At 67.1% G+C, this 21,987-nt stretch carries 21 protein-coding genes; 6 read left to right on the top strand and 15 right to left on the bottom strand.

Features of this window, described 5'->3' with window-relative positions; translation table 11 throughout:
- The first annotated feature begins 352 nt into the window (after window positions 1-352).
- Window positions 353-739 carry a DUF732 domain-containing protein gene (locus QOC69_RS16755; protein ID WP_526441501.1) on the top strand — a complete coding sequence of 129 codons (387 nt, stop codon included), beginning with the start codon at window positions 353-355 and terminating at the stop codon, window positions 737-739.
- A 6-nt stretch (window positions 740-745) separates the two neighbouring features.
- Here the strand turns inward: QOC69_RS16755 and QOC69_RS16750 are convergent, their stop codons facing one another.
- On the bottom strand, window positions 746-1,366 hold the full coding sequence (locus tag QOC69_RS16750; RefSeq protein WP_526441499.1) for a TIGR03086 family metal-binding protein: 621 nt from the start codon (window positions 1,364-1,366) through the stop codon (window positions 746-748).
- Between the two features lie 78 nt (window positions 1,367-1,444).
- Here QOC69_RS16750 and QOC69_RS16745 point away from each other — a divergent pair, with 78 nt between their 5' ends.
- Both QOC69_RS16745 and QOC69_RS16740 read left to right on the top strand, forming a co-directional pair.
- Complete coding sequence (locus QOC69_RS16745; protein ID WP_526441497.1) at window positions 1,445-1,837, top strand: MarR family winged helix-turn-helix transcriptional regulator; 393 nt, start codon at window positions 1,445-1,447, stop codon at window positions 1,835-1,837.
- A gap of 44 nt (window positions 1,838-1,881) precedes the next feature.
- Entirely contained in the window at window positions 1,882-2,763 is an 882-nt protein-coding gene (locus tag QOC69_RS16740) for a cyclopropane mycolic acid synthase family methyltransferase (RefSeq protein ID WP_526441495.1), read from the top strand.
- A gap of 5 nt (window positions 2,764-2,768) precedes the next feature.
- Here the strand turns inward: QOC69_RS16740 and QOC69_RS16735 are convergent, their stop codons facing one another.
- The 4 genes from QOC69_RS16735 to QOC69_RS16720 all read right to left on the bottom strand — a co-directional run bounded on the left by QOC69_RS16735 (window position 2,769) and on the right by QOC69_RS16720 (window position 6,015).
- Entirely contained in the window at window positions 2,769-3,227 is a 459-nt protein-coding gene (locus tag QOC69_RS16735; RefSeq protein ID WP_526441493.1) for a GNAT family N-acetyltransferase, read from the bottom strand.
- Between the two features lie 20 nt (window positions 3,228-3,247).
- Window positions 3,248-4,738, bottom strand: coding sequence for a PE-PPE domain-containing protein (locus QOC69_RS16730; RefSeq protein WP_526441491.1), 1,491 nt, complete (start codon window positions 4,736-4,738; stop codon window positions 3,248-3,250).
- Window positions 4,739-4,912: 174 nt separating this feature from the next.
- The gene (locus QOC69_RS16725; protein ID WP_526441489.1) at window positions 4,913-5,410 is read right to left on the bottom strand and encodes a lipoprotein LpqH; all 498 of its coding nucleotides are present in this window, start codon (window positions 5,408-5,410) and stop codon (window positions 4,913-4,915) included.
- A 158-nt stretch (window positions 5,411-5,568) separates the two neighbouring features.
- Entirely contained in the window at window positions 5,569-6,015 is a 447-nt protein-coding gene (locus QOC69_RS16720; RefSeq protein WP_526441487.1) for a lipoprotein LpqH, read from the bottom strand.
- A gap of 19 nt (window positions 6,016-6,034) precedes the next feature.
- Here QOC69_RS16720 and tgt point away from each other — a divergent pair, with 19 nt between their 5' ends.
- From tgt to QOC69_RS16705, 3 genes are all read left to right on the top strand, one after another.
- A complete protein-coding gene (tgt, locus tag QOC69_RS16715) occupies window positions 6,035-7,267 on the top strand; it encodes a tRNA guanosine(34) transglycosylase Tgt (protein WP_526441485.1) in 1,233 nt (410 codons plus the stop codon).
- A gap of 35 nt (window positions 7,268-7,302) precedes the next feature.
- Window positions 7,303-8,529 carry a cytochrome P450 gene (locus QOC69_RS16710; protein ID WP_526441483.1) on the top strand — a complete coding sequence of 409 codons (1,227 nt, stop codon included), beginning with the start codon at window positions 7,303-7,305 and terminating at the stop codon, window positions 8,527-8,529.
- A gap of 73 nt (window positions 8,530-8,602) precedes the next feature.
- Window positions 8,603-9,898, top strand: a complete 1,296-nt coding sequence (locus tag QOC69_RS16705; RefSeq protein WP_526441482.1) for an acetyl-CoA hydrolase/transferase family protein — start codon at window positions 8,603-8,605, stop codon at window positions 9,896-9,898.
- A 48-nt stretch (window positions 9,899-9,946) separates the two neighbouring features.
- Here the strand turns inward: QOC69_RS16705 and QOC69_RS16700 are convergent, their stop codons facing one another.
- The 10 genes from QOC69_RS16700 to QOC69_RS16655 form a co-directional block, all read right to left on the bottom strand.
- The gene (locus QOC69_RS16700; protein ID WP_526441480.1) at window positions 9,947-11,314 is read right to left on the bottom strand and encodes a flavin monoamine oxidase family protein; all 1,368 of its coding nucleotides are present in this window, start codon (window positions 11,312-11,314) and stop codon (window positions 9,947-9,949) included.
- Window positions 11,315-11,357: 43 nt separating this feature from the next.
- Window positions 11,358-12,146, bottom strand: coding sequence for an amino acid ABC transporter ATP-binding protein (locus tag QOC69_RS16695; RefSeq protein WP_526441478.1), 789 nt, complete (start codon window positions 12,144-12,146; stop codon window positions 11,358-11,360).
- A complete protein-coding gene (locus tag QOC69_RS16690; RefSeq protein WP_526441476.1) occupies window positions 12,143-13,615 on the bottom strand; it encodes an ABC transporter permease subunit in 1,473 nt (490 codons plus the stop codon). Before QOC69_RS16690 ends, QOC69_RS16695 begins: the two co-directional genes overlap by 4 nt.
- Window positions 13,616-13,688: 73 nt before the next feature.
- Entirely contained in the window at window positions 13,689-16,511 is a 2,823-nt protein-coding gene (locus QOC69_RS16685) for a DEAD/DEAH box helicase family protein (RefSeq protein ID WP_526441474.1), read from the bottom strand.
- An 11-nt stretch (window positions 16,512-16,522) separates the two neighbouring features.
- Window positions 16,523-17,392: a tRNA glutamyl-Q(34) synthetase GluQRS gene (gluQRS, locus tag QOC69_RS16680; RefSeq protein WP_526441472.1), complete on the bottom strand. Its 870-nt coding sequence runs from the start codon at window positions 17,390-17,392 to the stop codon at window positions 16,523-16,525.
- 112 nt (window positions 17,393-17,504) lie between these two features.
- Window positions 17,505-18,146: an MBL fold metallo-hydrolase gene (locus tag QOC69_RS16675; RefSeq protein WP_526441470.1), complete on the bottom strand. Its 642-nt coding sequence runs from the start codon at window positions 18,144-18,146 to the stop codon at window positions 17,505-17,507.
- Between the two features lie 79 nt (window positions 18,147-18,225).
- Window positions 18,226-19,008: a GntR family transcriptional regulator gene (locus QOC69_RS16670; RefSeq protein ID WP_526441468.1), complete on the bottom strand. Its 783-nt coding sequence runs from the start codon at window positions 19,006-19,008 to the stop codon at window positions 18,226-18,228.
- Between the two features lie 49 nt (window positions 19,009-19,057).
- Window positions 19,058-19,837, bottom strand: coding sequence for a 3-oxoacyl-ACP reductase FabG (fabG, locus tag QOC69_RS16665; protein ID WP_526441466.1), 780 nt, complete (start codon window positions 19,835-19,837; stop codon window positions 19,058-19,060).
- Between the two features lie 15 nt (window positions 19,838-19,852).
- Window positions 19,853-20,869: a phosphotransferase enzyme family protein gene (locus QOC69_RS16660; RefSeq protein ID WP_526441503.1), complete on the bottom strand. Its 1,017-nt coding sequence runs from the start codon at window positions 20,867-20,869 to the stop codon at window positions 19,853-19,855.
- Between the two features lie 20 nt (window positions 20,870-20,889).
- Window positions 20,890-21,987, bottom strand: a 1,098-nt coding sequence (locus QOC69_RS16655) for a class-III pyridoxal-phosphate-dependent aminotransferase (protein ID WP_526441464.1), incomplete at its 5' end; no start/stop codon positions are given.

The raw sequence follows: 21,987 nt of genomic DNA, 5'->3' as shown, positions 1-21,987 counted from the left end.
CATCGCCACCGAGGGTGCGCTGCGCTTGAGCCGGGGCGGACCGCTGCGAGGAGTGCTGGCCGCATCCCAGGCGTTTGATCCGGCCGACTTCCTGGCGGCACTACAGCCGCACGGTGTGGCGTGGGGTACCGCAATCAGGTGACGACAGCACCGAAGAAACGGCGGATTTTCGCACCGGCGGCGCGGCGCACGGTCAGAGGAAACGCATAGGTTGCGAATCGTTACCAGATCTTGTTGCAAACGTGTCTGGAGTGAAAGAGGGTTCCAACGTGACTCAAGTGTCAAAAGTGCACTGCCGAGCACGCAACGGAAGAAGTATTCGCAGATGAGCTCTCAAAGATCGACATTCCGAGTGGCAGCCGTGGCCTTGGGCGTGTTCGCGGCCGCCGTGGTGTCCGTCGCACCCGCAAGCGCCGACGACGGCAATGACGCCTTCCTCAACGCACTCAGCGGCGCAGGAGTGGGGTTCGGGGATCCGAACTCCACGGCGGCATTGGGCCAGGCGATCTGCCCGATCCTCGCCCAGCCGGGTGGCAACTTCGCCCAAGCGGCGTCCAGCGTCACCGGCAGCGGAATCTCGCCGGGCATGGCGGGACTGTTCACCACCCTTGCGATCCAGATGTACTGCCCGACGATGGTCAGTCAAATGGCCGGCGGCGACTTCTCGAGTATCGGGAACCTTGCCGGCATCGGAAACTTCATGGGAATGCCGAAGATTCCAGGCCTCCCGGGCTCCTGAGCGTCGCTAGACCCGCGTGGGCTGCCACGCGGGAGAACGACCGAGGTGCAACAGGATTCGTTCCAGGCCGGCTGCGTCGTCGTCGCCGATGGCCGGCTGGAACGGGGCGCCTTCGATCGCGCGAAATTCTCCGTCCGGAACGGCCAGTGCCAACGGAAGCACCGCGGCGATCACGTCATTCGGTAGATCGAGTGTCGCGCCGATGGAGCGGGCGACGTCCCAGGCGTGCACGACGTAGTCCACGAAGTGAAACCCGATGGCCATCTCGCCGGGAAACATTGCGCCCGGCCCGAACTCGGGCAGCGCGAACGACGCGGTGAGGGCTTCGTCGGCGGCGAACGCCTCGAGCACGTCGGCCGCCGCGGAGGCATACGTGCCTGCGGGGTCGCGCGACACGGCGTCCACGACGGATGCGCGATCCCACACCGCGAGGTCGGCGCCGTGACCACGCGCGGATGCGGCGAACCCGTGGTGTTGGACCGTCATGTGGGCGAGGAGATCGCCGAGATCCCAACCGGCGCAGGGTGTCGGGCGTCGCAGATCGTCCGTGGTGACCGCCGAAACGACGTCGACGGACGTCCGTACGGCGATCCGATGGGAGGGTCGAAGGTCCGCTATAGTGTTCATACGTAGATCATAAGCATATGTTTACGATAAGTCGAGGTTTAGCATCGGACGGTGGCGCGACGGAGGGACTTGGCAGCGATGCTCGCGCCGCTGATCCGGGAGATGATCGCGGCCGAGCGTCCGGTGCTCGACGAGCATGGCCTGTCGATGTGGGGCTACAGCGTGCTCGTCGCCCTCGACGAATCGCCCGTCCGCACGCAGGCTGCGCTCGCCGAGGCGATCGGTGCTGACAAGACGCGCATCATCCCGATCCTCGACGAACTGCAGGCGCATGGGTTCATCGAACGGCGCCCCGATCCCGAGGACCGTCGGGTCCGTCTGCTGGCCGCCACCGACGCGGGTCGCGACGTGAAGGATGCCGTGCAGGCCGCGATTCAGCGCGGTGAGGAGCGTTGGCTCGGCCCGCTGTCACGCGCTGACCGCGCCGCCTTCCTTCGCGTCCTCGAGCAGCTGACGGCCGAGCGCGACTGACCACACGTCGAACTCGCCGCGCGCCCGCCTGGCATCCTGTGCTGATGGCCAAACCGCCCACCGGCAAGGACGACCTCGCCCCGCACTTCGACGACATCCAGGCCCACTACGACATCTCCGACGACTTCTACCGGCTGTTCCTCGACGCCACGCAGACCTACAGTTGCGCGTACTTCGAGCGTGACGACATGACGCTCGAAGAGGCGCAGATCGCCAAGATCGACCTCGCGCTGGGCAAGCTGGGCCTCGAGCCGGGCATGACACTGCTCGACGTCGGCTGCGGCTGGGGCGCCACCATGCTGCGGGCGATCGATCGGTACGACGTCGACGTCGTGGGCCTCACGTTGAGCAAGAACCAGGCCGAGCACGTCGAGGAGTCGTTCGCGAAGTCGGACAGCCCGCGCTCCAAGCGGATCCTCCTGCAGGGCTGGGAACAGTTCAGTGAGCCGGTCGACCGCATCGTCAGCATCGGGGCGTTCGAGCACTTCGGGCACGAACGCTACGACGCGTTCTTCGCGATGGCTCGCGAGGCCTTGCCCGACGACGGAATCATGTTGCTGCACAGCATCACCGGTCTGCATCCCGATGAGATGCGCGAACGGGGACTGCCGCTGACGTTCGAGTTCGCGCGATTCCTCAAGTTCATGCTGACCGACATCTTCCCCGGCGGACGCCTGCCCTCGATCCCGATGGTGGAGGAGCGCGCGACGGCAGGCGGGTTCCAGGTCACGCGAGTCCAGTCGTTGCAGGCCCACTACGCCAAGACTCTCGATATGTGGGCGGCGGCGTTGGAGGCCCACCAGGACGAGGCCGTCGCGATCCAGTCTCAGGAGATGTTCGACCGGTACATGAAGTACCTCACCGGGTGCGCCGACATGTTCCGCGTCGGCTACATCGACGTCAATCAGTTCACGCTGGAGAAGTAGTGCCGCTATTCGGCGAGCCTCTTGCTGAAGAAGACTCGTCGGTAGCCGTCCTGAGTGCCGCGGCCGGTCTCGCGGTAGCCGTGCCGCGGATAGAACACCAGGTTCTCGGTCATCGCCTCGTTCGTCACCAGGCGCACCTCGATCAGTCCCTGTTCGGTGGCGTCGCGTTCCGCTCGCTCCAACAGCCGACGGCCCTGACCACCGCCCTGCGCAGCGGGAGCCACCGCAACGGTGTCAAGCAGCAGATGGTCACCTTGGTGCTGGGTGACCAGCACGCCGACGATCGCGTCCCGTAGCTCGACGACCCACATCCGAGAATCCCCGAGCAGCGCTCCATAGTCGGCGAGCATCGGGGCGGGCGGCTTCCCGATCCGTTCGACGTACTTGCCGAACGCCTCCGCGACGAGTCCGGAGATGGCGTCGACGTCGTCGCCGGTCGCACGCCGCAGCAGGGGCTCGTCCATCCCGGCGAGCCTAGTCGGCGTTAAGCGGCGGCAGCGCCTGCGGATTCAGCGTCGCCGGAGGGCTCGCCGGCGGTCGGACCGGTCGTGGTCGTCGTCGTGGTGCCGGTGGCCGGCGTCGTACCAGAGCCGGTGGGCGTGGTGTCGGTGGCGTCGGCCGGCGTGACCTTGTTGCCGTCGGAGGTCACCGTCGGATGTAGTCCGTCTCCTGGCGAGTTCACCGTAGACGTCGAGGCGGTTGACGTCGACACGGTTGACGTCGACACGGTTGAGGTCGACACCGTTGAGGTCGACGCTGCGGCGGTCGGTGCCGTCGACTCCGTCGTCGACTTCGAGGAAGCCTTCTTCGGAGTCTCGTCGACCGCGGCCTTGAGCTCGGGTTCGGGCTCGGGGACGGCTGCCAGGCGCAGCGCGGTCGGGCCCCCGCTGTCCGCGGCGGGGATCGAGGCCGCCGACAGTGCGTTGACGTTCTGATTCGCTGGGGCGATCGCCATCTGGCCGCCGCTCAACAGGTTCGCCAGCCCCTGGGCGAGCGCTCCTGGGATCGCACCGAGTGCCTCGAGGATCTTGTCCGGTGGGGTGATGAGCGAGAACGGCGTCGGCGTTGCAGGGTTCAGGTTCAGCCGGTCGGTGTAGCTCATGTCGATCAAGACCCGCAGCAGCGGCTCGAAGGCGCTCAGCACCGGTTCGGCGAAGGGGGTCAGGGACACCGCCGCCGCTGCCTCACGCAGTGGTCCCAGCAGAGGCAGGTGCTGGGAGTACACCAGCACGTAGGTGTCGGTGCCGCCCGCGCTGTTCTGCACCGTCGTCACGGCGGCGGGGGTGGTGCCGGGCAGGACTGCGTCGTAGATGTTGTCGGGGTGCGAATAGCGAAGTGCGAGGGCGGAGTTCGCCAGCGCTAGCAGGTTGAAATAGGCCGGGAAGTCCCCGTAGGGGTCGTACTCCATTGCGACGAAGGTGGAGTCGTAGCGCGTCGGCTGACCGGCGCCCATCCCGTCGACGATCACGGGAATGGAGAAGCCGGGGAACCGCCCGAAGATGCCGCCGTTGGGCGCGAACGGCGAGGCGATCAACACGAAGCTCAGCTGGCTCGGCAATGGCGCGGCCGACGGATCCAGCGCCTGCAGCCTCCGTCGCTCGAGCTCTTCGACCAACGTCCCCTCCGAGTAGCCGGTGACGATCAGCTTCTGCTCCCCCGACCTCGAGGTGATCGCGCTGTGCAGGTTGGGGAGGCCGGCCTTGGCGCTCTCCGACAGGGTGAGGCCAGCCGGATACTCGACGCCCTGATAGCCGTAACCCAGCGGCACGACCGTGCCGCTGAGCTTGTTCGGCACCCGGACACCCGTCGTGTCGCCGAGGCCGCCGACGCCGATGACGGTGTTGGTGAGCTGCACCAACAGGTTGTGGTTGGTCGCCTGTCCGAGCACCAACGCACTGGAGATGCCCGCCGCAGCCGCGCCGGCAAGAACCGCCGAGCGGGCCCTGCGCTTCTTCGACATCCGATGCTTTGCCACGGGCACCCCTCGCTCCCCAATCGCGCGCCTTCGCGCGTTGCCCGGACAGTACCGCAGAGCTGGCACGTTCAATGGTGGAATCCATACCGCCGTCTGAGCCCGCCACTCGTTAGCTGAAAGAAGCGGCGGCGCCCCTGTGGGACGCCGCCGCCTGGTGTGCTTCGTAGCCGTGAACTAGGGGCAGGTGACCGCGATCTCGAACGGCTTGTTGACCGGCGTCATCGGGTTGGCCATGTCGATGCCCGTCGCGTTGCCCTTGATCGTGTAGGACTTGCCATCCTTGGTGGCCGTCGCGTCTCCAGCGCCTGGGCCTACTGCCAGGGTGACGCCGTTGACGTTGCCAAGGCCGACCGAGGTGACGGTTGGCGAATCGCCTTCGCCGAGGAGTACGGCGATGCCGGTGCCCGCGTCGCCGATCGCGATGCTCTGGTTTCCGCCGACGGCGGCGCAGACCACGGAGCCTGCGACGTTCTGATCCTGCCCATCGATGGTGACCTTGGTACCGCCGCCGCTGGGAGCGGCCGTGGCGCTTGCCGACGCCGTGGCGGAGGCGGAGCTTTCCGCCGAGCTGGATGAGCTCGACGATGACTTCTTGTCGGCCGATGAACAGCCTGACAGGCCGGCGATGACGATCGCCGCACCACCCACTGCGACCAGCAACCCACGCTTCACGACTGCACTCCTTTTGTCATTGCGACCAGTCAAGATCAACGGATCGTCCTCAGTACTATGGACTGCCTGCCACCCCCGGTCCTGAGTTTGCGCGAAAAATTTGCCTCCGGATCGACTGGCGGACGGCTGTCGGCCACACTGTGAACCGGCTCAGCGGGTCAGCAGGCGACCTTGATCGCGAAGGTGCCGTTGGTCCGGAAACTCGGCTTGTCGGTGGCGAACCCGTCGGCGGTGCCCGTGATGGCGTAGGTGCGCCCGGTCATCGTGACCGTGGCCTCGCCGCCGAGCCCGGCGTTGTAGCTGCCGGTGAAGCCGCCCAGATTGTTGATGCTGACGGATTCGGCGGTGAGCTCGCCCTCGTTGGACACCAGCGCCGTGACGCCGGACTGGGCGTCGCCGGTGGTGATCGTGGTCAACGGTCCCGCGGCGGTGCAGGCGACCGTGTTGGTGGAACCCGCGTCGGCGTCGTTGACGGTGACCTGAGCGGTGCCGACCACGAGAGTGCCCGGCTGGGGCTTGACGGGTGGCGGTGACGAGCAGCCCGCGACGGCGCCGACCGTGGTGCAGGCGATGGCCAATGCGGCGGCAGTCAGGACGATGCGCATGGTGTGAGAATCTACAGCGGTGAGCGCACCTTCCCCGGAGTTTTTCGAGGTCGAGGCTGAACTTCCTGGACGGTCCGGCCGGGTCGGCGTGATCCATACGCCACACGGTGACATCCGAACCCCCGCGTTCATCGCCGTCGGTACCAAGGCCACGGTCAAGGCGGTGCTGCCCGAGACCATGAAAGACGTTGGCGCGCAGGCAGTCCTGGCCAATGCCTATCATTTGTACCTGCAGCCAGGACCCGACGTCGTCGACGAGGCAGGCGGGTTGGGCGCTTTCATGAACTGGCCTGGACCCACCTACACCGATAGCGGCGGCTTTCAGGTGCTGTCACTGGGTGCGGGGTTCCGCAAGGTCCTGGCGATGGACGTCGACCGCGTGCAGGCCGACGACGTCATCGCCGAGGGCAAGGAGCGCCTGGCGCGCGTCGACGACGACGGCGTGACGTTCCGGTCGCACCTGGACGGCTCGACGCACCGGTTCACCCCGGAGGTCTCGATCGGCATCCAGCATCAGCTCGGTGCGGACATCATCTTCGCGTTCGACGAGCTGACCACACTGGTGAACACCCGTGGCTACCAGGAGCAGTCGGTTCGGCGTACCCATGACTGGGCGGTTCGGTGCCTGGCCGAACACCGTCGGCTCACCGAGGTGCGGGCGGCGAAGCCGTATCAGGCACTCTTCGGCGTGGTCCAGGGAGCGCAGTACGAGGACCTGCGCCGCCAGGCTTCCCGCGGGCTGACCGAGATCCTCGACGAGGAAGGTCGCGGCTTCGACGGCTACGGCATCGGCGGGGCGCTGGAGAAGCAGAACCTCGCGACCATCGTCGGTTGGTGCACCGACGAGTTGCCCGACGACAAGCCGCGCCACCTGCTCGGCATCAGCGAACCCGACGATCTGTTCGCCGCCGTGGCGGCCGGCGCCGACACCTTCGACTGCGTGTCTCCGTCCCGGGTGGCCCGCAACGCCGCGGTGTACTCGGCGACCGGGCGCTACAACATCACCGGCGCCCGGTACCGCAGGGACTTCACGCCCATCGACGCCGAATGCGACTGCTACACCTGCGCCAACTACACGCGTGCCTACATCCACCACCTGATCAAGGCGAAGGAGATGCTGGCCTCGATGCTCTGCACGATTCACAACGAGCGCTTCGTGATTCGGCTCGTCGACCGGATCCGCGAGTCGATCGTCGCCGGCGAGTTCGACGACCTTCGCGAGCACGTGCTGAGCCGTTACTACCGATCCTGACCTCGCGAGTTCTTCAACGCGTGCACAATAAGAGGATGACGTCCACAGCCGACACACAGTCGCTGCTGGTGCAGCTGCTGGACCCGTCGAACCGGGCCGACCCGTACCCGGCATACGAGCAGATTCGCGCGCGTGGCCCGTTGCGGCTGCCCGAGGCGCACCTAACCGTGTTCTCGTCGTTCACCGACTGCGACGACGTGCTGCGGCATCCGTCCTCGGCCAGCGACCGGATGAAGTCGACGCTGGCTCAGCGTGCGGTGGCCAACGGCGACGAGGAGCGGCCGCTGGGCCCGCCCGGATTCCTGTTCCTCGATCCGCCCGATCACACCCGGCTGCGCAAGCTGGTCAGCAAGGCGTTCGTGCCGAAGGTGGTCAAGGCCCTCGAGCCCGACATCACCGCGATGGTGGGCAAGATGCTCGATGACGTGGCAGCTGCCGGCCATTTCGATGTCATCGCCGACCTGGCCCATCCACTGCCGGTGGCGGTGATCTGCCGGCTGCTCGGCGTGCCCCTGGAGGACGAGCCGAGGTTCAGCCACGCCTCGGCGCTGCTCGCCCAGGGGCTGGACCCCTTCATCACGTTCACCGGCAGCCTGCCCGACGGATTCGACGAGCGGATGGCGGCGGCTGCCTGGCTGCGCGACTACGTGCACGGCCTCATCGACCAGCGCCGCACCGAACCGCGCGACGACCTGATCTCGGGACTGATCGCCGCCGAGGAGGGCGGCGACCAGCTCACCGAGGATGAGATCATCGCGACGTGCAACCTGTTGCTGATCGCCGGTCACGAGACGACGGTGAACCTGATCGCCAACGCGATCCTCGCGATGCTGCGGCACCCGGCCCAGTGGACCGCGCTGGCCGCTGACCCGAGTCGGGTCTCGGCGGTGATCGAGGAGACCATGCGCTACGACCCGCCCGTGCAACTGGTCGGGCGGATCGCGGGGGACGAGATGACGATCGGAGGAACAACCACCCCCAAGGGCGACACGATGATGCTGCTGCTGGCCGCGGCGCAGCGAGACAGGGCCTCGATCGACCGTCCCGACGAGTTCGATCCCGACCGGGAACCCATCCGCCACTTGGGCTTTGGCAAGGGTCCGCACTTCTGCCTCGGCGCACCGCTGGCCCGGCTCGAGGCATCCGTCGCCCTGTCGGCGGTGACGGCGCGCTTCCCGAATGCCTGCCTGATCGGTGAGCCGGTCTACAAGCCGAACGTCACGCTGCGAGGAATGGACTCGCTCGCCCTCGCCCTGTCCTAAGCGATTCGTGCACGCTCAGTTGCGGTGAGCGCGACCGGACGTGCACGAGTCGCGGGGAGGATAGGGTCGCGGGATGCCGCAGGAGCTCACCGCAGAGCAGGCCGCCGCCCTGCTCGAGACCACCGACACGCTGGGCATGCCGCTCGGCCCCGGCCAGCCGCCTGCGTTCTTGCGTGCGCTGGGTCAGCGCGAGGACTGGACCGATCTGCGGGTGTACGGCGCGCTGCTTGCCGTTCTCACCCAACTGTTCTCGCGGACCGGCGTTCGATACCTGTCGGGCTTCTTCGGTCCGCTCGAGCGGGCGCTGCGGACCGCCGGCTTCAACTTCGATTTCACGCCGGCGGACTTCCGGCGCTTCGGGCCGCTGCTCGAAGCGTGGGCCCCGCGCGTGATGACGACTGTCGCGAATTCGCCCGATGCCGACGGCTGGTGCTCCCTGTCGCTGCACGCGGGTGGCACGATCGGCGAATTGCGCCGCGCGGGCGCCGATCCCGACCGGCTGCTCGTCGTCGAGGTATCCGACTCGTATCCGCGGACTTTCGGGCTCGGCGAGCATCGCCACGCGCTGCACGTCGACGAGATCGACGTCCTGGTGCGCTCGACCGACGCACCGCTCGCGCTGCCGGGAGGTGACGCGCTGCCCACAGACGTCGACCGGGCGATCGCGCGACATGCCGTTGGCTTCATCCCGTCCGGCGCGACCCTACAGACGGGGATCGGCTCGATCCCCAACCAGATCGCGACGCTGCTGGCCGATGGTGACGGCGGCGACTACGGGCTGCACAGCGAGATGTTCACCGACGGCTGCATGAGGCTGCATCTGGCAGGCAAGATCAGCAACGCAGGCAAGGGCCAGTTCGACGGGGTGAGCGTGACGACGTTCGCGTTCGGCTCGGCGGAGCTCTACGCGTGGCTGAACGACAATTCCGACGTCGCATTCCTGCCGGTCGAGATCGTCAACGCACCTGAGGTGATCGGCGCCAACCGCGACATGGTCTCGATCAACGGCGCGCTCGCGATCGACGTCCACGGCCAGGTCGTCGCCGACACCATCTCCGGCGACCAGTTCAGCGGGATCGGCGGTGCCGAGGACTTCGTCGCCGGTGCCGGGCTCGAGCTGTCGGATCGCTCGCTGATCTGCCTGCCCTCGACGTTCTCCAAGGACGACCGACTGCAGTCGCGGATCGTGCCGTCGTTCGGCGCAGGCGCGGTGATCACGACGCCACGGCACCAGGTCGACGTGATCGTCACCGAGTATGGCGTCGCAGAGCTGGAGGGCAAGACCGTCCGCGAGCGTGGTGAAGCGCTTGCGGCGATCGCGCACCCGCAGTTCCGCGACGAGCTGCTGGCGGCCGCCCGTAACCAGTGATTTCGGCGCGGTTTCGTTCGCTCAGCGACGGAAAGCGCGCACGAATCGCTATTGGGAGAGGGCGTCGATGACCTCTCGTGCGGCTCGCTCTCCCGCATCTACTGCGCCCTCCATGTAGGCGCTCCAATACGTTGCGGTATCGGTTGAGGCCCAATGGATCGTGCCGATCGGCGCCGCGAGGGCGTGGCCGTAGGTGGTCCACACGTGCGGGCCATGGTTGGCGTTGTAGCACCCGCGGGTCCACTGCCGATCGGACCATTCCCCGTCGACGTAGGCCTCTGGCTTGGCGGCCCTACTGCCGAAGTGCCGCACCAACTCTGCCGTCAACGCCGTACGCCGCTCGTCTTCAGGAAGCCGCCCGAAGGTCCTGGCCTGGTCCCCTTCCAGGAACAGCAGGATCACCCCGCGATCGTCGCCGGGGATGCACGTGTCGTTGGACATCCGGGCCGGGCCGACGTCCGAGATCAGCTGACCGTTGAACCCGTCAGTGCGCCAGAACGGTTCGGCGTAAACGAAGAACGCCTTCATGGCCGAGCCGTTCGGCAGCCGCTGCGTGAGCTGGTCGCGAACGCCGGATAGCGGTGGGTCGTACATGATGCGGCCGGCAAGGGCCGGCGAAATGGCCACGATGACGCGGCGTCCGCGCGCGACCAGCCCGCCACGGCAGTGCACGGTGACGCTGTCCGCGGTGTGCTCGATCAGCTGTACGGGAGTGTCGAGAATGATGTGGTCGGCGATCAGCGCGGCCAGTCGCCGCGGAATCTCACCCGTGCCGCCGACGAACCGCGTGGTTTGGGCACCGCCCTCGGATTCCGCGAAGAGGTCGGACGTCACGCCGCAGGTTTGGATGGTGAACAGCAGATGCAGGAACGACACCTCGACGCTGGGCACCGCCAAGATGCCGACCGTGCAGATCTCCAACAGCGTGCGGGCAACCGGCGAAAGTCCCTGCGCGTCATACCAGGTGCTCGCCGTGATGACATCCCATTCGGCAGCGCGCGGTGCCAGCCACGGTGCGTCGACCGGAACCTCCGCGGCCAACTCGTCGAGATGGCGCAGGACACGCTCGAGGTCGGTCAGCTCATCTGCGAACCGGGCATGAAACGCGTTCTCGCGCAGGACGCCTGAGCCGTCGAGGTCGTAGGATGTCTCGCCCTGGTCGTACTGTGGGTAGGTCTCAACCCCGAGTTCTGCCGCCAACCGAAACATCCGGTGATGGGTGTCGCCGATCCACTGCGCGCCGAGCTCGATCGGCAACCCTGGAAGCACTTCCTCGGTGAGGATTCGCCCGCCAACGCGACCGTCGGCCTCGAGGACCAGTGGCCGCAGACCTGCGTCGAACACCTTGCGGGCGGCGATCATCCCCGAGAGGCCTGCCCCCACGATGATGACGTCGGCCTCGAGGCTCCGTGACATGCCGCCACGATGTCACACTCCGGCACCGCCGAACGCGCGAAACCTACAGCGGGTTGAGGATTCGCGTCAGGAACTGCCGCGTGCGCTCTTCCTTCGGGTCCCCGATGACCTCTTCGGGTGTGCCCTTCTCCAGGATGATGCCCTGATCGGTGAACAGCACCTGATTGGAAACCTGTCTGGCGAACTGGATTTCGTGCGTGACGATCACCAGCGTCCAGCCCTCGACGGCCAGATCCTTGATCACCGACAGCACCTCGCCGACCAGCTCGGGATCAAGGGCCGACGTCGGCTCGTCGAACAGCACCAGTTTCGGCTTGAGCGCCAACGCCCTGGCGATGCCGACACGCTGCTGCTGCCCGCCGGACAGCTGATACGGGAACTGGTCCTTCTTGGCAGCCAGCCCGACCTGGTCGAGCAGCTCGACGGCCTCCGCAACGACTTCGTCCTTGGGTCGCTTCTGCACGATCAGCGGCCCCTCGGTGATGTTCTCCAGCACCGTCTTGTGCGGGAACAGGTTGTGCGCCTGGAACACGAAGCCGCTTCGCGATTGAAACCTGCGCACCTCGGGCTTGGGCACGGGCTTGGAGAAGTCGATCTCGACGTCGTCCACCCGGATCACTCCGGCATCGGCCCTGTCGAGCGCGTTGAGCGACCGCAACAACGTGGTCTTGCCCGAACCCGACGGCCCGATGATGGCGGTCGCCGTGCCCCGCTCTACGGTGAACGAGACACCCTTGAGCACCTTGTTGTCGCCGAACGCCTTCTCGACGCCATCGGCGACGACCCGGTACTCGACCGCGTCCGTCTTGTCTTCGGTTCCGTTGTCAGTCATCGCGCCACGTACCTTTCCAGTCGGCGTTCAAGGCGGCTCTGGCCGAACGAGAGCACCAGGCAGATCACCCAGTAGTAAACGGCCGCCGTGCCGTAGAGGGCGAAGAACTCGAAGGTCGGCGCCGCCACGTTCTGTGCGGTGCGGAACAGTTCGGTCACCAGGATGGTCGAGGCCAGCGACGTGTCCTTGACCAGTGAGATCAGCGTGTTCGACAGCGGCGGGACGGCCACCCGGGTGGCCTGCGGCAGGATGATGCGGCGCAGTGCCCCGACGTAGTTGAAGCCGATCGTCTCGGCTGCTTCCCACTGGCCCTTCGGGATGCTCTGGATCGACGACCGGATGATCTCGGCGGCGTAGCCACCGACGTTGAGGCTGAACGCGATGATCGCGGCGGGGAACGGGTCGATCCTGATGCCGAACTCGGGCAGTGCGAAGAACACGATGAACAGCTGCACCAGCAGCGGGGTGCCGCGGATCAGCGAGATGTAGAAGCGGGCGATGTTGGACAGCACCCGATTCTTCGACAGCCGGGCCAGCGCGACGCCGAGTGCGATCACCAAACCGAGGATGAAGCTGATGATCGTCAGCGGGATGGTCACCGTGATCGCGGCCTTGGCCAGCGGCCACAGGTTGTCGCCGATGAGCTTCCAGGCCGACCGCGCCGGTGCCTGCTGTTGTGCCTCCGCACCAGAGACGTTGGCCTTCAGGTACTTCTCCGAGATCTTCGGCAGCGTGCCGTCACTGCTCAGATCCTTGAGCGCCTTGTTCAGTTCCGGCAGCAGCCCGCTGTTCTTCCGCGCGGCGAAACCCTGCTCACTCTTCTCGTCGGTCTGCGCGGCGATCTTGACCGTCTTGTCGCCGGTCTCGGCAAGGTACTGGTACACCGCGATGCTGTCGTTGACGACGATGTCCACCCGGCCCTGGTTCAGCAGCTTGATGGCCTGAGCGAAACCGTCGACCGATTCGACGCGGGCACCGTTGTCGCGGGCGAGCTGCGCCCAGTTGCTGGTGGGGTTCTCGGCGGCGACCTTGTCCTTGAGATCGGCCAACGACTTGATCGAGTTGTCGTCGGCGCGGGTGACGATGACGCCCTGCCCGATGGCATACGGGTCGGACAGGTCGTATTTCTGTTGGCGCTCGGGGTTGATGGTGACCTGGTTGGCGACGATGTCGAACCGATTGGCCTCCAGCGCCGCGAACATCGAATCCCATGGTGTTTCAACGAATTCGACCTTCACGCCGAGCTTGTCGCCCACCGCACGCGCAACGTCGACGTCATAGCCGACCAACTGGCCGCTCTCGTCGTGGTAACTGAAGGGTGCGTATACGCCTTCGGTGCCGACGCGCAGGACGCCGGCGGACTGGATGCGGTCCGCCTTGTCGGAATCGGGCGCCCCGCACGCCGCGGCAGCGAGCACCGCTGCCAGCAGGATTACCGCGAGCAGTGCTCGACGAAGGTGATAGGTCACCGCGGGAACCTAGCAAGATGCTGGGGATCGAGGAACAGTTCGGCTCACCTCCGCTGATATGTCCCGAATTCGCCTACTGCCAGGTCGTGCGAAGTTGGGTGACGAGCGAGAGCGGGTTGTCGCCGCGGAACAGGTCGAGGATGGCCTGGCCGTCCGCCGAGTCGGCGCGCGTGAGTCGGGGCGGGCCGATGTGCTGTTCCCAGCAGGACAGCAGTGCGCGAAGGCGTTGCTGGTTCTGGGCGAACCACCGGGGCACGGGGTGCCAGGCGACGGCGCCGGGCAGCGACAGCCCAACGACTGCGCGGGCAGCGAAGAGCGCACGGGCCAACCGCGCGGTCGGCGGGACGAGGATCTTGCGTCCGATGAGGTAGCGCGGTTCGGTCAGCGGTGCCAACAGCTCATCGAATGCGGCGGAGAAACGCTGCGCCTGCTCGGTGGGCACGCCGCCGAGCTCGCACCGGAGCCAGCCGTCGGCGTCGGGAGTGAACCGTAGTGCGGCAGAGCCACTTTCGGCGCCGCCTGCGGCCTTCAGTGCGTCCGCGACGACCGCGGCCAGCTGTTCGAGCGCATTGGGCGCTTCCGTCAGTCGGCGACTCTCGGTTGCCGCTGCGGAGGCAAGGAGGCCGGCACCCGTGGCGAGTACGGCTCCGACCGCGGTGACACCGGCCAGTGGGCCGAAGTTGGCAGCGGCGACGACACCGCCTGCTCCAGCGCCGACACCGGACAGTCCGGCGACGACGGCCGCGCGCGCGGAACCCCACCTGCGGTGGCCTGGCAGCGGTGGGGTCAGTGCCGATTCGGACGTGTGCGGCGTAGCGATTCCGAGTGGGCGTTGCGACCGGACGCGGATGGTGGCGACGTCGTGTCCTTCGTAGGGTTCACCGATCCGCCACCAGATGCTCGCACGTGTGCGTTCGCCAACGCGCTCCAGGGCGCGCGCGGTGACGTCGCGGGCCTCGGTCGGCGCAGGGGGGCCGTAGGGCGACAGCGTTGGATCGCAATGCGTGACACCCGACTCGATGAGCCCCTGCGGTGTCGCGGCGTAGTAGGCATCGTGTTTGCGCACCAACCGGAGGTAGTCGGCATCACCGCGGGGGTGTCCCGAAGTGATGCAGCAGACCGACCAGTTGTCGGCGACCTTCTGCGTGTCGGAGGGGTCGAGGCGAAGCGCCCGACCGCGCATCTGCGTGATCGCCATCTGCGTCGTCACACTCGTCAGATCGACGGTGACGTTGACCGCCGCGCAATCCCATCCTTCGCCGAGAAGTGCGCGCGTGCCGACGAGCACACGGGCGTGCCCGGCGACGAAGTACGCCGTCGCCACGGTGACCCAGACGCGGGGGGTGAACCTGCCGTCTCCGCGGATCACTCGTAGGCCGGGATGGGCCTCGAACGGCTCGGCCGCGACGAGCACGCCGCGCGCGGCGCAGATGGTGATCAGGTGGTCTGCGATGTCGGCCGGACAGGCGAAGGTCTGACCCGTCACGAGAAGGGGGTGCAGCCGGGCACTGCGACGGCTGTCGGACGCGCTGAGCATGGCCGTTACGAGCTGGGCCGAGCCCGACTGCGTGCTGAGCGGTGCTCCCGTCAGCGATGCGGGAAGGGTGGCCGTCATCCTTTCGAAGTCGCAAAGGACCAGCGCACGCATCCGTGTTCCGAGCACGGCGTCCTCGGCGTCGAGGATGTGCGTCGTCGCTGCGATCTTTGATTCCGACAGCGCGCACACCCTGTCCACCGGCGAGGTCGCAACCCGCACTCCGCGGGTGGTGAGCCGGTAGCCCAAGCCGGGCAGAACCCGTTTGATCGCGGTCAGCGCCTGCGCGTCGCGCGGATCCCGACTGTTTTGCAGATGCCCGATGCTGAAGTCGGTCAGGACGTTGACCCAATCCTCTGCGGCGGGCTTGACGCGGTGTTGCTCACGCAGCCGAGCACCGTGAGGCAGCGGAATCAGGCCGTCATACGCGAAACGTAGTCCGCTCAAGGCCAAGTCGGGTTCGGCACGCTCGAACGACGACCAGGCGAGCTGGTTGCCGTCGCTCGTCGATCGGTCGACGATTCGGGTGCGTAGCCACACGGCGAGTGACATGCTGCCGACCTTCTCGTCGATGAGCTCCAGCATGAGCTCGGCGAAGCGTGCACGGTCGGTCGCGACCCAGGCCTCTTCGTCGGGAGTCGGTTCAGTCAGATACACCAACTCTTGGTAGGGCGCGAGATCGCCTTCCTTGACGAGTGCCGGTGTTGCGACCACGAAGTCAGCGGTGCCGAACAGCTCATCGTGCAGGGTGCGCTGCCACTGGGTGAGTGCTGTCACCGGGGTCGCCGTGAGCCCGATCAACGCCGTCTGTGGTCCCAACACCGACGCCAGTGCGTTCACCAGCGCACCCCACGTTGCCAATAGATGGTGGCATTCATCGAGCACTAGCGTCCACGGGCCCATCGTCGCCGCCCGGTCGATGAGCGCAATCCCGTTCGGGTGCAACAGCTTCAACAAGGCTTGCTGGTCGCCGCCGCGCAGGACTGCCCGTCGAGAGTCTCGATCGGTTTCGTCGTCGATGACCGCCAGCGACTGATACGTCAGCACGTTCATCGCCGACATCAGGTCACGCTCCGTGCCGCATGCGGGCGCCGAGGGGTCCTCCGACGGAAAGTGCTTGTCCCACGCCGCCGCCCACTGTGCCTGCACCGCCGTGTTGGGAACCAGCACCAAGGTCCGACGCCCCAGCCGGCGCGCCGCTTCCAGCCCGATCATCGTCTTTCCGGCACCGGGCGGCAGGACCAGGTACGAGCGGTTGTCACCGGCGCGGACATCGACGTCGAACGAATCCAACGCTTGCTCCTGGTACACCCGCCACGCACCGACGAACCCTCGCGACTCGAGGTCTCGACGGGGCTCCACGACTGTCCACCCTAAGGTTCGAACACCCAGGGATCGCGGGGTAGCCGCAAGGGATCGAACTCGGCGAGCATCCCGTCGACCGTGGTCGCGGTGTATCCCAGCGAGCCCGCGATCAGGGACAGCGCCCGCTCGATCCCGAGTTCGGCCAGCGTCACCGCGCCGTCGCGCTTGGCCAACCGCTTCCCGTCGGCGTTCAGTGCCAGCGGCACGTGGGCATACGTCGGCTCCGGATAGCCCAGCAGCGAGCCCAGGTATGCCTGCCGGGGCGAGGACGCCAGCAGGTCGTCACCGCGCACCACCTGATCGATGCCCTGCGCCGCGTCGTCGACCACCACCGCCAGGTTGTAGGCGGGCACTCCGTCGCCGCGGCGCAGCACCAGATCGTCGACTACGCCGGTGTAGCTGCCGTGCAGCAGGTCGGTCACGGTGTACTCGCCGACGCTGGAACGCAACCGCAGCGCGGGAGCCCGGCCCGCGGCGCGGCGGGTGGCACGCTCGTCGTCGCTCAGGTCGCGGCACGTCCCCGGATAGGCTCCCTCCGGCGCATGCGGGGCGCGCGGTGCCTGCAGGATATCCCTTCTGCTGCAGAAGCATTCGTAGGTCAGGCCGCGTCCGGTCAACTCGTCGATCACCACGTCGTAGCGGGGTCCGTGTGCGGTCTGGAGCTCGGGCGGCGCGTCCCAGTTCACCCCGATCGCGGCGATGTCCCGCAGTTGCCGCTCGGCCACGTCGGCGAACGTACGGTCGTCGAGGTCCTCGACGCGTACGAGGAACCGTCGCCCCGTCGACCGTGCGAACAGCCACGCCAGGATCGCCGTCCGCAGATTGCCGATGTGCAGATCGGCGGACGGGCTTGGCGCGAACCGGCCCGCGGGGCTCATGCCTGGAATCTAACCCGGGCGAGCGAAGCGACGGGAGATGACACCGGGGCGAGCGAAGCGATGGGAGATGACACCGGGGCGAGCGAAGCGATGGGAGATGACGCGCCCGCCCTCAGGCCACCGCCGCCAGCCGTGACCGCGCCTGCCGCACGCACTCCGACCAGCGGCCTCCTGGCGCGTGCACCGCGGTATCGCCGGGGAAGGCGCTGGAGATCACCAAGTCGGGCCTCAGCCCGGCGAGCACCCGCAGACTCTGCGCCAGCGGCGCGGCGTCGCTGATGGGCGGGATGTAGCCGGCCACCCAGTCGCCGTCGGATCCGAGCATGATGGTGTCGCCCGTGAACAGGTACCGCTGACCGTTGGCGCCTGGCACCAGGTAGGAGGTGCTGCCGGGGGAGTGGCCAGGCGTGGGGATCACCTCGATGCCGTTGGCGTCGAGATGTCTGCTGCCGACCGGGACGTCGATGTGCGTGTGTTGGCCGATCTCGACCAGTTCGGCCGCAGGCGCATGCAGTTGCGCCCCGAAGCGTTCCGCGATCCGGCCCAGCATCGGGCCCGCCTCGTCCCGGTGCGAGAGGTAGTGGTGGGCCACTCCGCCGAGCGCCTCCAGCTCGTCGAAGTCGGCATCGGTCTGGGTTCCGTAGAACAGCACGTTGCCACCGGGGCCGCCGGTCCACAGGTAGGCGTGGGTGTTGAGCCCGGGGAAGGGGCTGTCGACGCGGGTCTCCCAGAGATCGGCGCGAATGGGTCGCATGGTGTTCTCCTCAGTTGGTTCACGCCAAGCCTTAAACATGAACCACACTTGAGGTCAAGTGCTTTTCGCCGTGGGAGAGTCAGCTTGCCTTGGTCCGGACGTCCTGGCTCTGCAGGGCTACCGACGCCCTGTCGGCGGGTGACTGGGTCCCGATTCCACGCCCCTGGACGGTGACGGCGAGACACGTGCGGTCACCTCGGAACAGGTCGCGGGAGAACTCGCAAGGTGTTCCGTTCTGGTCGTAGGCGACTCGGGTAATCAGCAGCAGTGCCGACTTGGGCTTGATGTCGAGCAACGACGCCTCGTCGGGTGTGGCGTTGACGGCCTCGATCCGCTCGTCGGCGCGAGAAGTGACGAGACCGTAGAGGTCTTCGAGGATTTCGTAGATCGATCCGCCGAGCTGTTGCTCGAGGAGACCCGGAAAGGCGTCGGCGGGAAACTGCGCGAGTTCCAACGAGATTGGAGATCCGTCCGCCAGGCGCAGACGCTGGATCTCGATGATGAAGTCAGTTGCGTCGACGCGCAACGCGTTCTGCGTGGTGCGGTCCGGTGGGGTGATCTTCGTGGACAGGACGCGGGTCCCGGCGACGTAGCCCTGGTTGGCAAGGAACGCGGGCACGCCGACGACGTCGGATAGGCTGCGTTGAATCTGGGCGTGGCTGATGAAGATGCCGCCGGATCGGCCGATCGCCCGATGAACCAGGCCGGCCTCCTCCAACGCCGCCAGTACCTGCCGCAGACTGGAGCGGCTGGTGGCGTAGCGATTGGCGAGATCGCGTTCGCTGCCCAGCTTGGCACCGGGCTCGCCTGCGTTGATGTCGGCGACGATGTGGCGTCGCAGTTCCTCGGTCGGCTTCGGCACGTGTCGCCCCCTCCTCCGATTTGGTAGGTCCAATTCTAGGGGAGGGCCCCTATTGCTCCGCGATCGCGGCCTGGGACTCCGGCAGGATCTGCCCGCCGTCCACGACCAGGGACTGACCGGTGATGTAGGCGGCTTCGTCGGTGGCGAAGAACAGCGCGGCGTTGCCGATGTCCGCCACGTTGCCGAGCCGTCCCGCGGGCACGGCGGCGGCCATTTGGTTCATGTACTCCTGGCCCATTTCGGCGAGGCCCTCGGTGACGATGTTGCCAGGCAGCACCGCGTTGACGGTGATGTTCTTGGGCGCCAGCTCCATTGCCGCGGTGCGCAGGAAACCGAGCTGCGCGGCCTTGCTTGCGCCGTAGTGCGACCACCCTGGGTAGCCGGTGATCGGTCCCGTGATCGACGACGTGATGACGACGCGGCCATGCCCGCTGGCGGCCAACGCCGGCAGCGCCGCCTGCACGATGTACACCGTGCCCTTGAAGTTGACGCCGAGCATCTCCTCGAGGTTCTCCGGGGTGAGGTCCTCGATGCGTGCCGACGGGAAGATGCCGGCGTTGGCGCACACGATGTCCAGCCCGCCGTGCCGTTGCACTGCGGTGTCGACCACGCGACGGCAGTCGTCCTGGCTCGTCACGTCGGCGGCCACCCCGATCACCGTGCCTGGTCCGCCCGCGAGTTCGGCGACGGCAACGTCGATGTCACTCTGGGTGCGACCGGTGATGACGACGTTGACGCCTGCGGCGGCGAAGGTTTCGGCGATGCCGCGGCCGATGCCCTTGCTGCCGCCGGTGACGATGGCGGATCTGCCGTGAAGTGAGCTGAACATGTTCCTGTCCTTTGGTCAGGCCAGACGGTGGCCGGTGGAACCGAGATAGCGTTCGGCGAGCGTGCAGCTGCCCTCGGCGTAGGTGATCGCCTTGGTACGGGATTCCTTGGAATGGCTGTGTGTTCCCATCCAGGCCAACAACAGCAGTCGGCGGAGCAGCACGAACGACGCCAGCATGTCTTCGTCCGCGGCGGCGATCGGGCTGCGGCTACGGTATCCCGCGATCCAGGAGTCCTGCCACTCGGGCAGTGCCGGGTCGTCTTCGATGAAGGACACCGCGGTGCCGAAATCGTAGAAGTACCAACCGAGTCCGCAGTCGTCGAAGTCGATGATCGTGATGGTCGATCCGTCGACGAGCAGGTTGGCCGGACGCAGGTCGGCGTGCACCAGCCCGAACCGTTGCGGCCCCGATCCGTACTCCGTCAAGCGCTGCCGGAGGAGTCGCGCGGCCCTGTCCAGCAGTTCGTGTTCCTGCTTGCCCACTCCGGAGGCGTCCTGCCAGCGGCCCCAGCGCGGGTGATCGCCCAGGCTGTGCTCCCAGTCCCAGGAGAACCGGCCGAAGCCCGGTGGGCGGGACCACGCCTTCGAGTGGTCGTGCAGGGCGGCCGTGATGCGGCCCAACGCGTGGAAGTCCTCGACGGTCAGAGTCTCCTCGTCGGGCTCCACGCCGGGCACCATCTCGAAGTGCACGACGTGGCGCTGCGTTCCGTCGTGGTCGACGGTGACGACGCGTCGACCGTCGTGCGCCGGAAGCACGGTGGGCACGGTGACGTCGCCGTCGCGCCGCAGCGCCTCGAGCCAGTCGAGTTCGGACTCGATCTCTCGTGGGCGGTGGTAGTTCTTGCGGTGCACGCGCAGGATCGACCGTGCGCCGGTGCCCGCGTCCTCCACCGCATAGGTGGCGTTCTCGGAGAGATTCAGCAGGCGCAGTGTCGAATCGGGCGACAGGTCGTATTCGGCGAGCGCCCGCTCGGCGACGTCGATGTCGTCGGCTACGAAGGCCTCGTCATCAGCGCGTTGCTCTTCGCGCAACCGCTCATCGCCGCCCACGGTCAGTTCCGTTGCTGCACGGCCGCGGCCGTGCTCGCCTTGCCCACGGCCACGTCCAGGCGGTCCAGGACGTCGTCGCAGAGGTCGCTGCTCAGCAGCAGGCCCGGTTTGAACTGCAGGACACGGGGATCCAGCGTCGAGAAGATCGCCCATACCCCGTTCTCGTAGAGTTCGCGCATCACGAACTTGGCCCCTTCGGGGTGGTCGAACTCGAGGCCGATCACCACACCGTTCTGCCGGATGCCGACGAACCAGTCCGGGTAGTCGGCCTGGATCCGGGCCAGTCCATCGGCGAACACGGCGGAGATGTGGTGCACCGACGAGCGGACCTCGGGGCGGCTGGTGATCTCCAACGTCTTGATGGCGGCGACGCACCCGAGCTCGGCACCGCCGAAGGTCGCCATGTGGGCGAAGCCGTCCTCGTCCAGCCACTGCGCGGCGCGGTCGCCGAGCATCGCCGCGGCGATCGGGTACATCCCCCCGGACAGGCCCTTGCCCGTGACCATGATGTCGGGCTCGATTCCGTGCTTGGTGATACCCCACATCTCGCCGGTGCGCATCAGCCCGGTCTGCACCTCGTCGGCGATGTACAGCGCGTCGTGGCGGACGGTGAGTTCCTTGACCGCCTCGAGGTAACCCGGTGGGGGAAGGGGGAATCCGTACGTGGCCGGGATGGTCTCCATGATGACCGCGGCGACGTCCCCGCCGGACAGCGCCTGCTCCATCGCGTCGACGTCACCGAACGGCACCTGGACGAACTCGTCGGGCCGGTCGGATAGGAACAGCTTGGAGAACCGGTCGTCGCCGGTGGCGACGGCAAGTCCGGTGTGGCCGTGGTAGGCCTTGGTGATCGACACGATCTTGCGGCGCTGGGTGGCGTGCCTTGCGCTCTTGAGCGCGATGTCGATGGCCTCGCCGCCACCGGATCCGAAGGCCACCTTGGTAATCGACGCGGGCGCCGAATCGACCAACCGTTGCGCCAAGGCCGTCCTGGCGACCGAGGGGAAGTGGTGGTTGCCGATGTCGAAGTACTGCATGCCGTCGATGAGCGCCTGCATCACCTCGGGATTGCGGTGCCCGAGGTTGTAGGTGCCGCCGTT

The sequence above is a fragment of the Mycobacterium sp. genome, from assembly GCF_032162105.1.
Lineage (GTDB): Bacteria > Actinomycetota > Actinomycetes > Mycobacteriales > Mycobacteriaceae > Mycobacterium.
The sequence above is the reverse complement of the archived record's forward strand: the minus strand, read 5'-3'. Positions and strand labels throughout refer to the sequence as shown.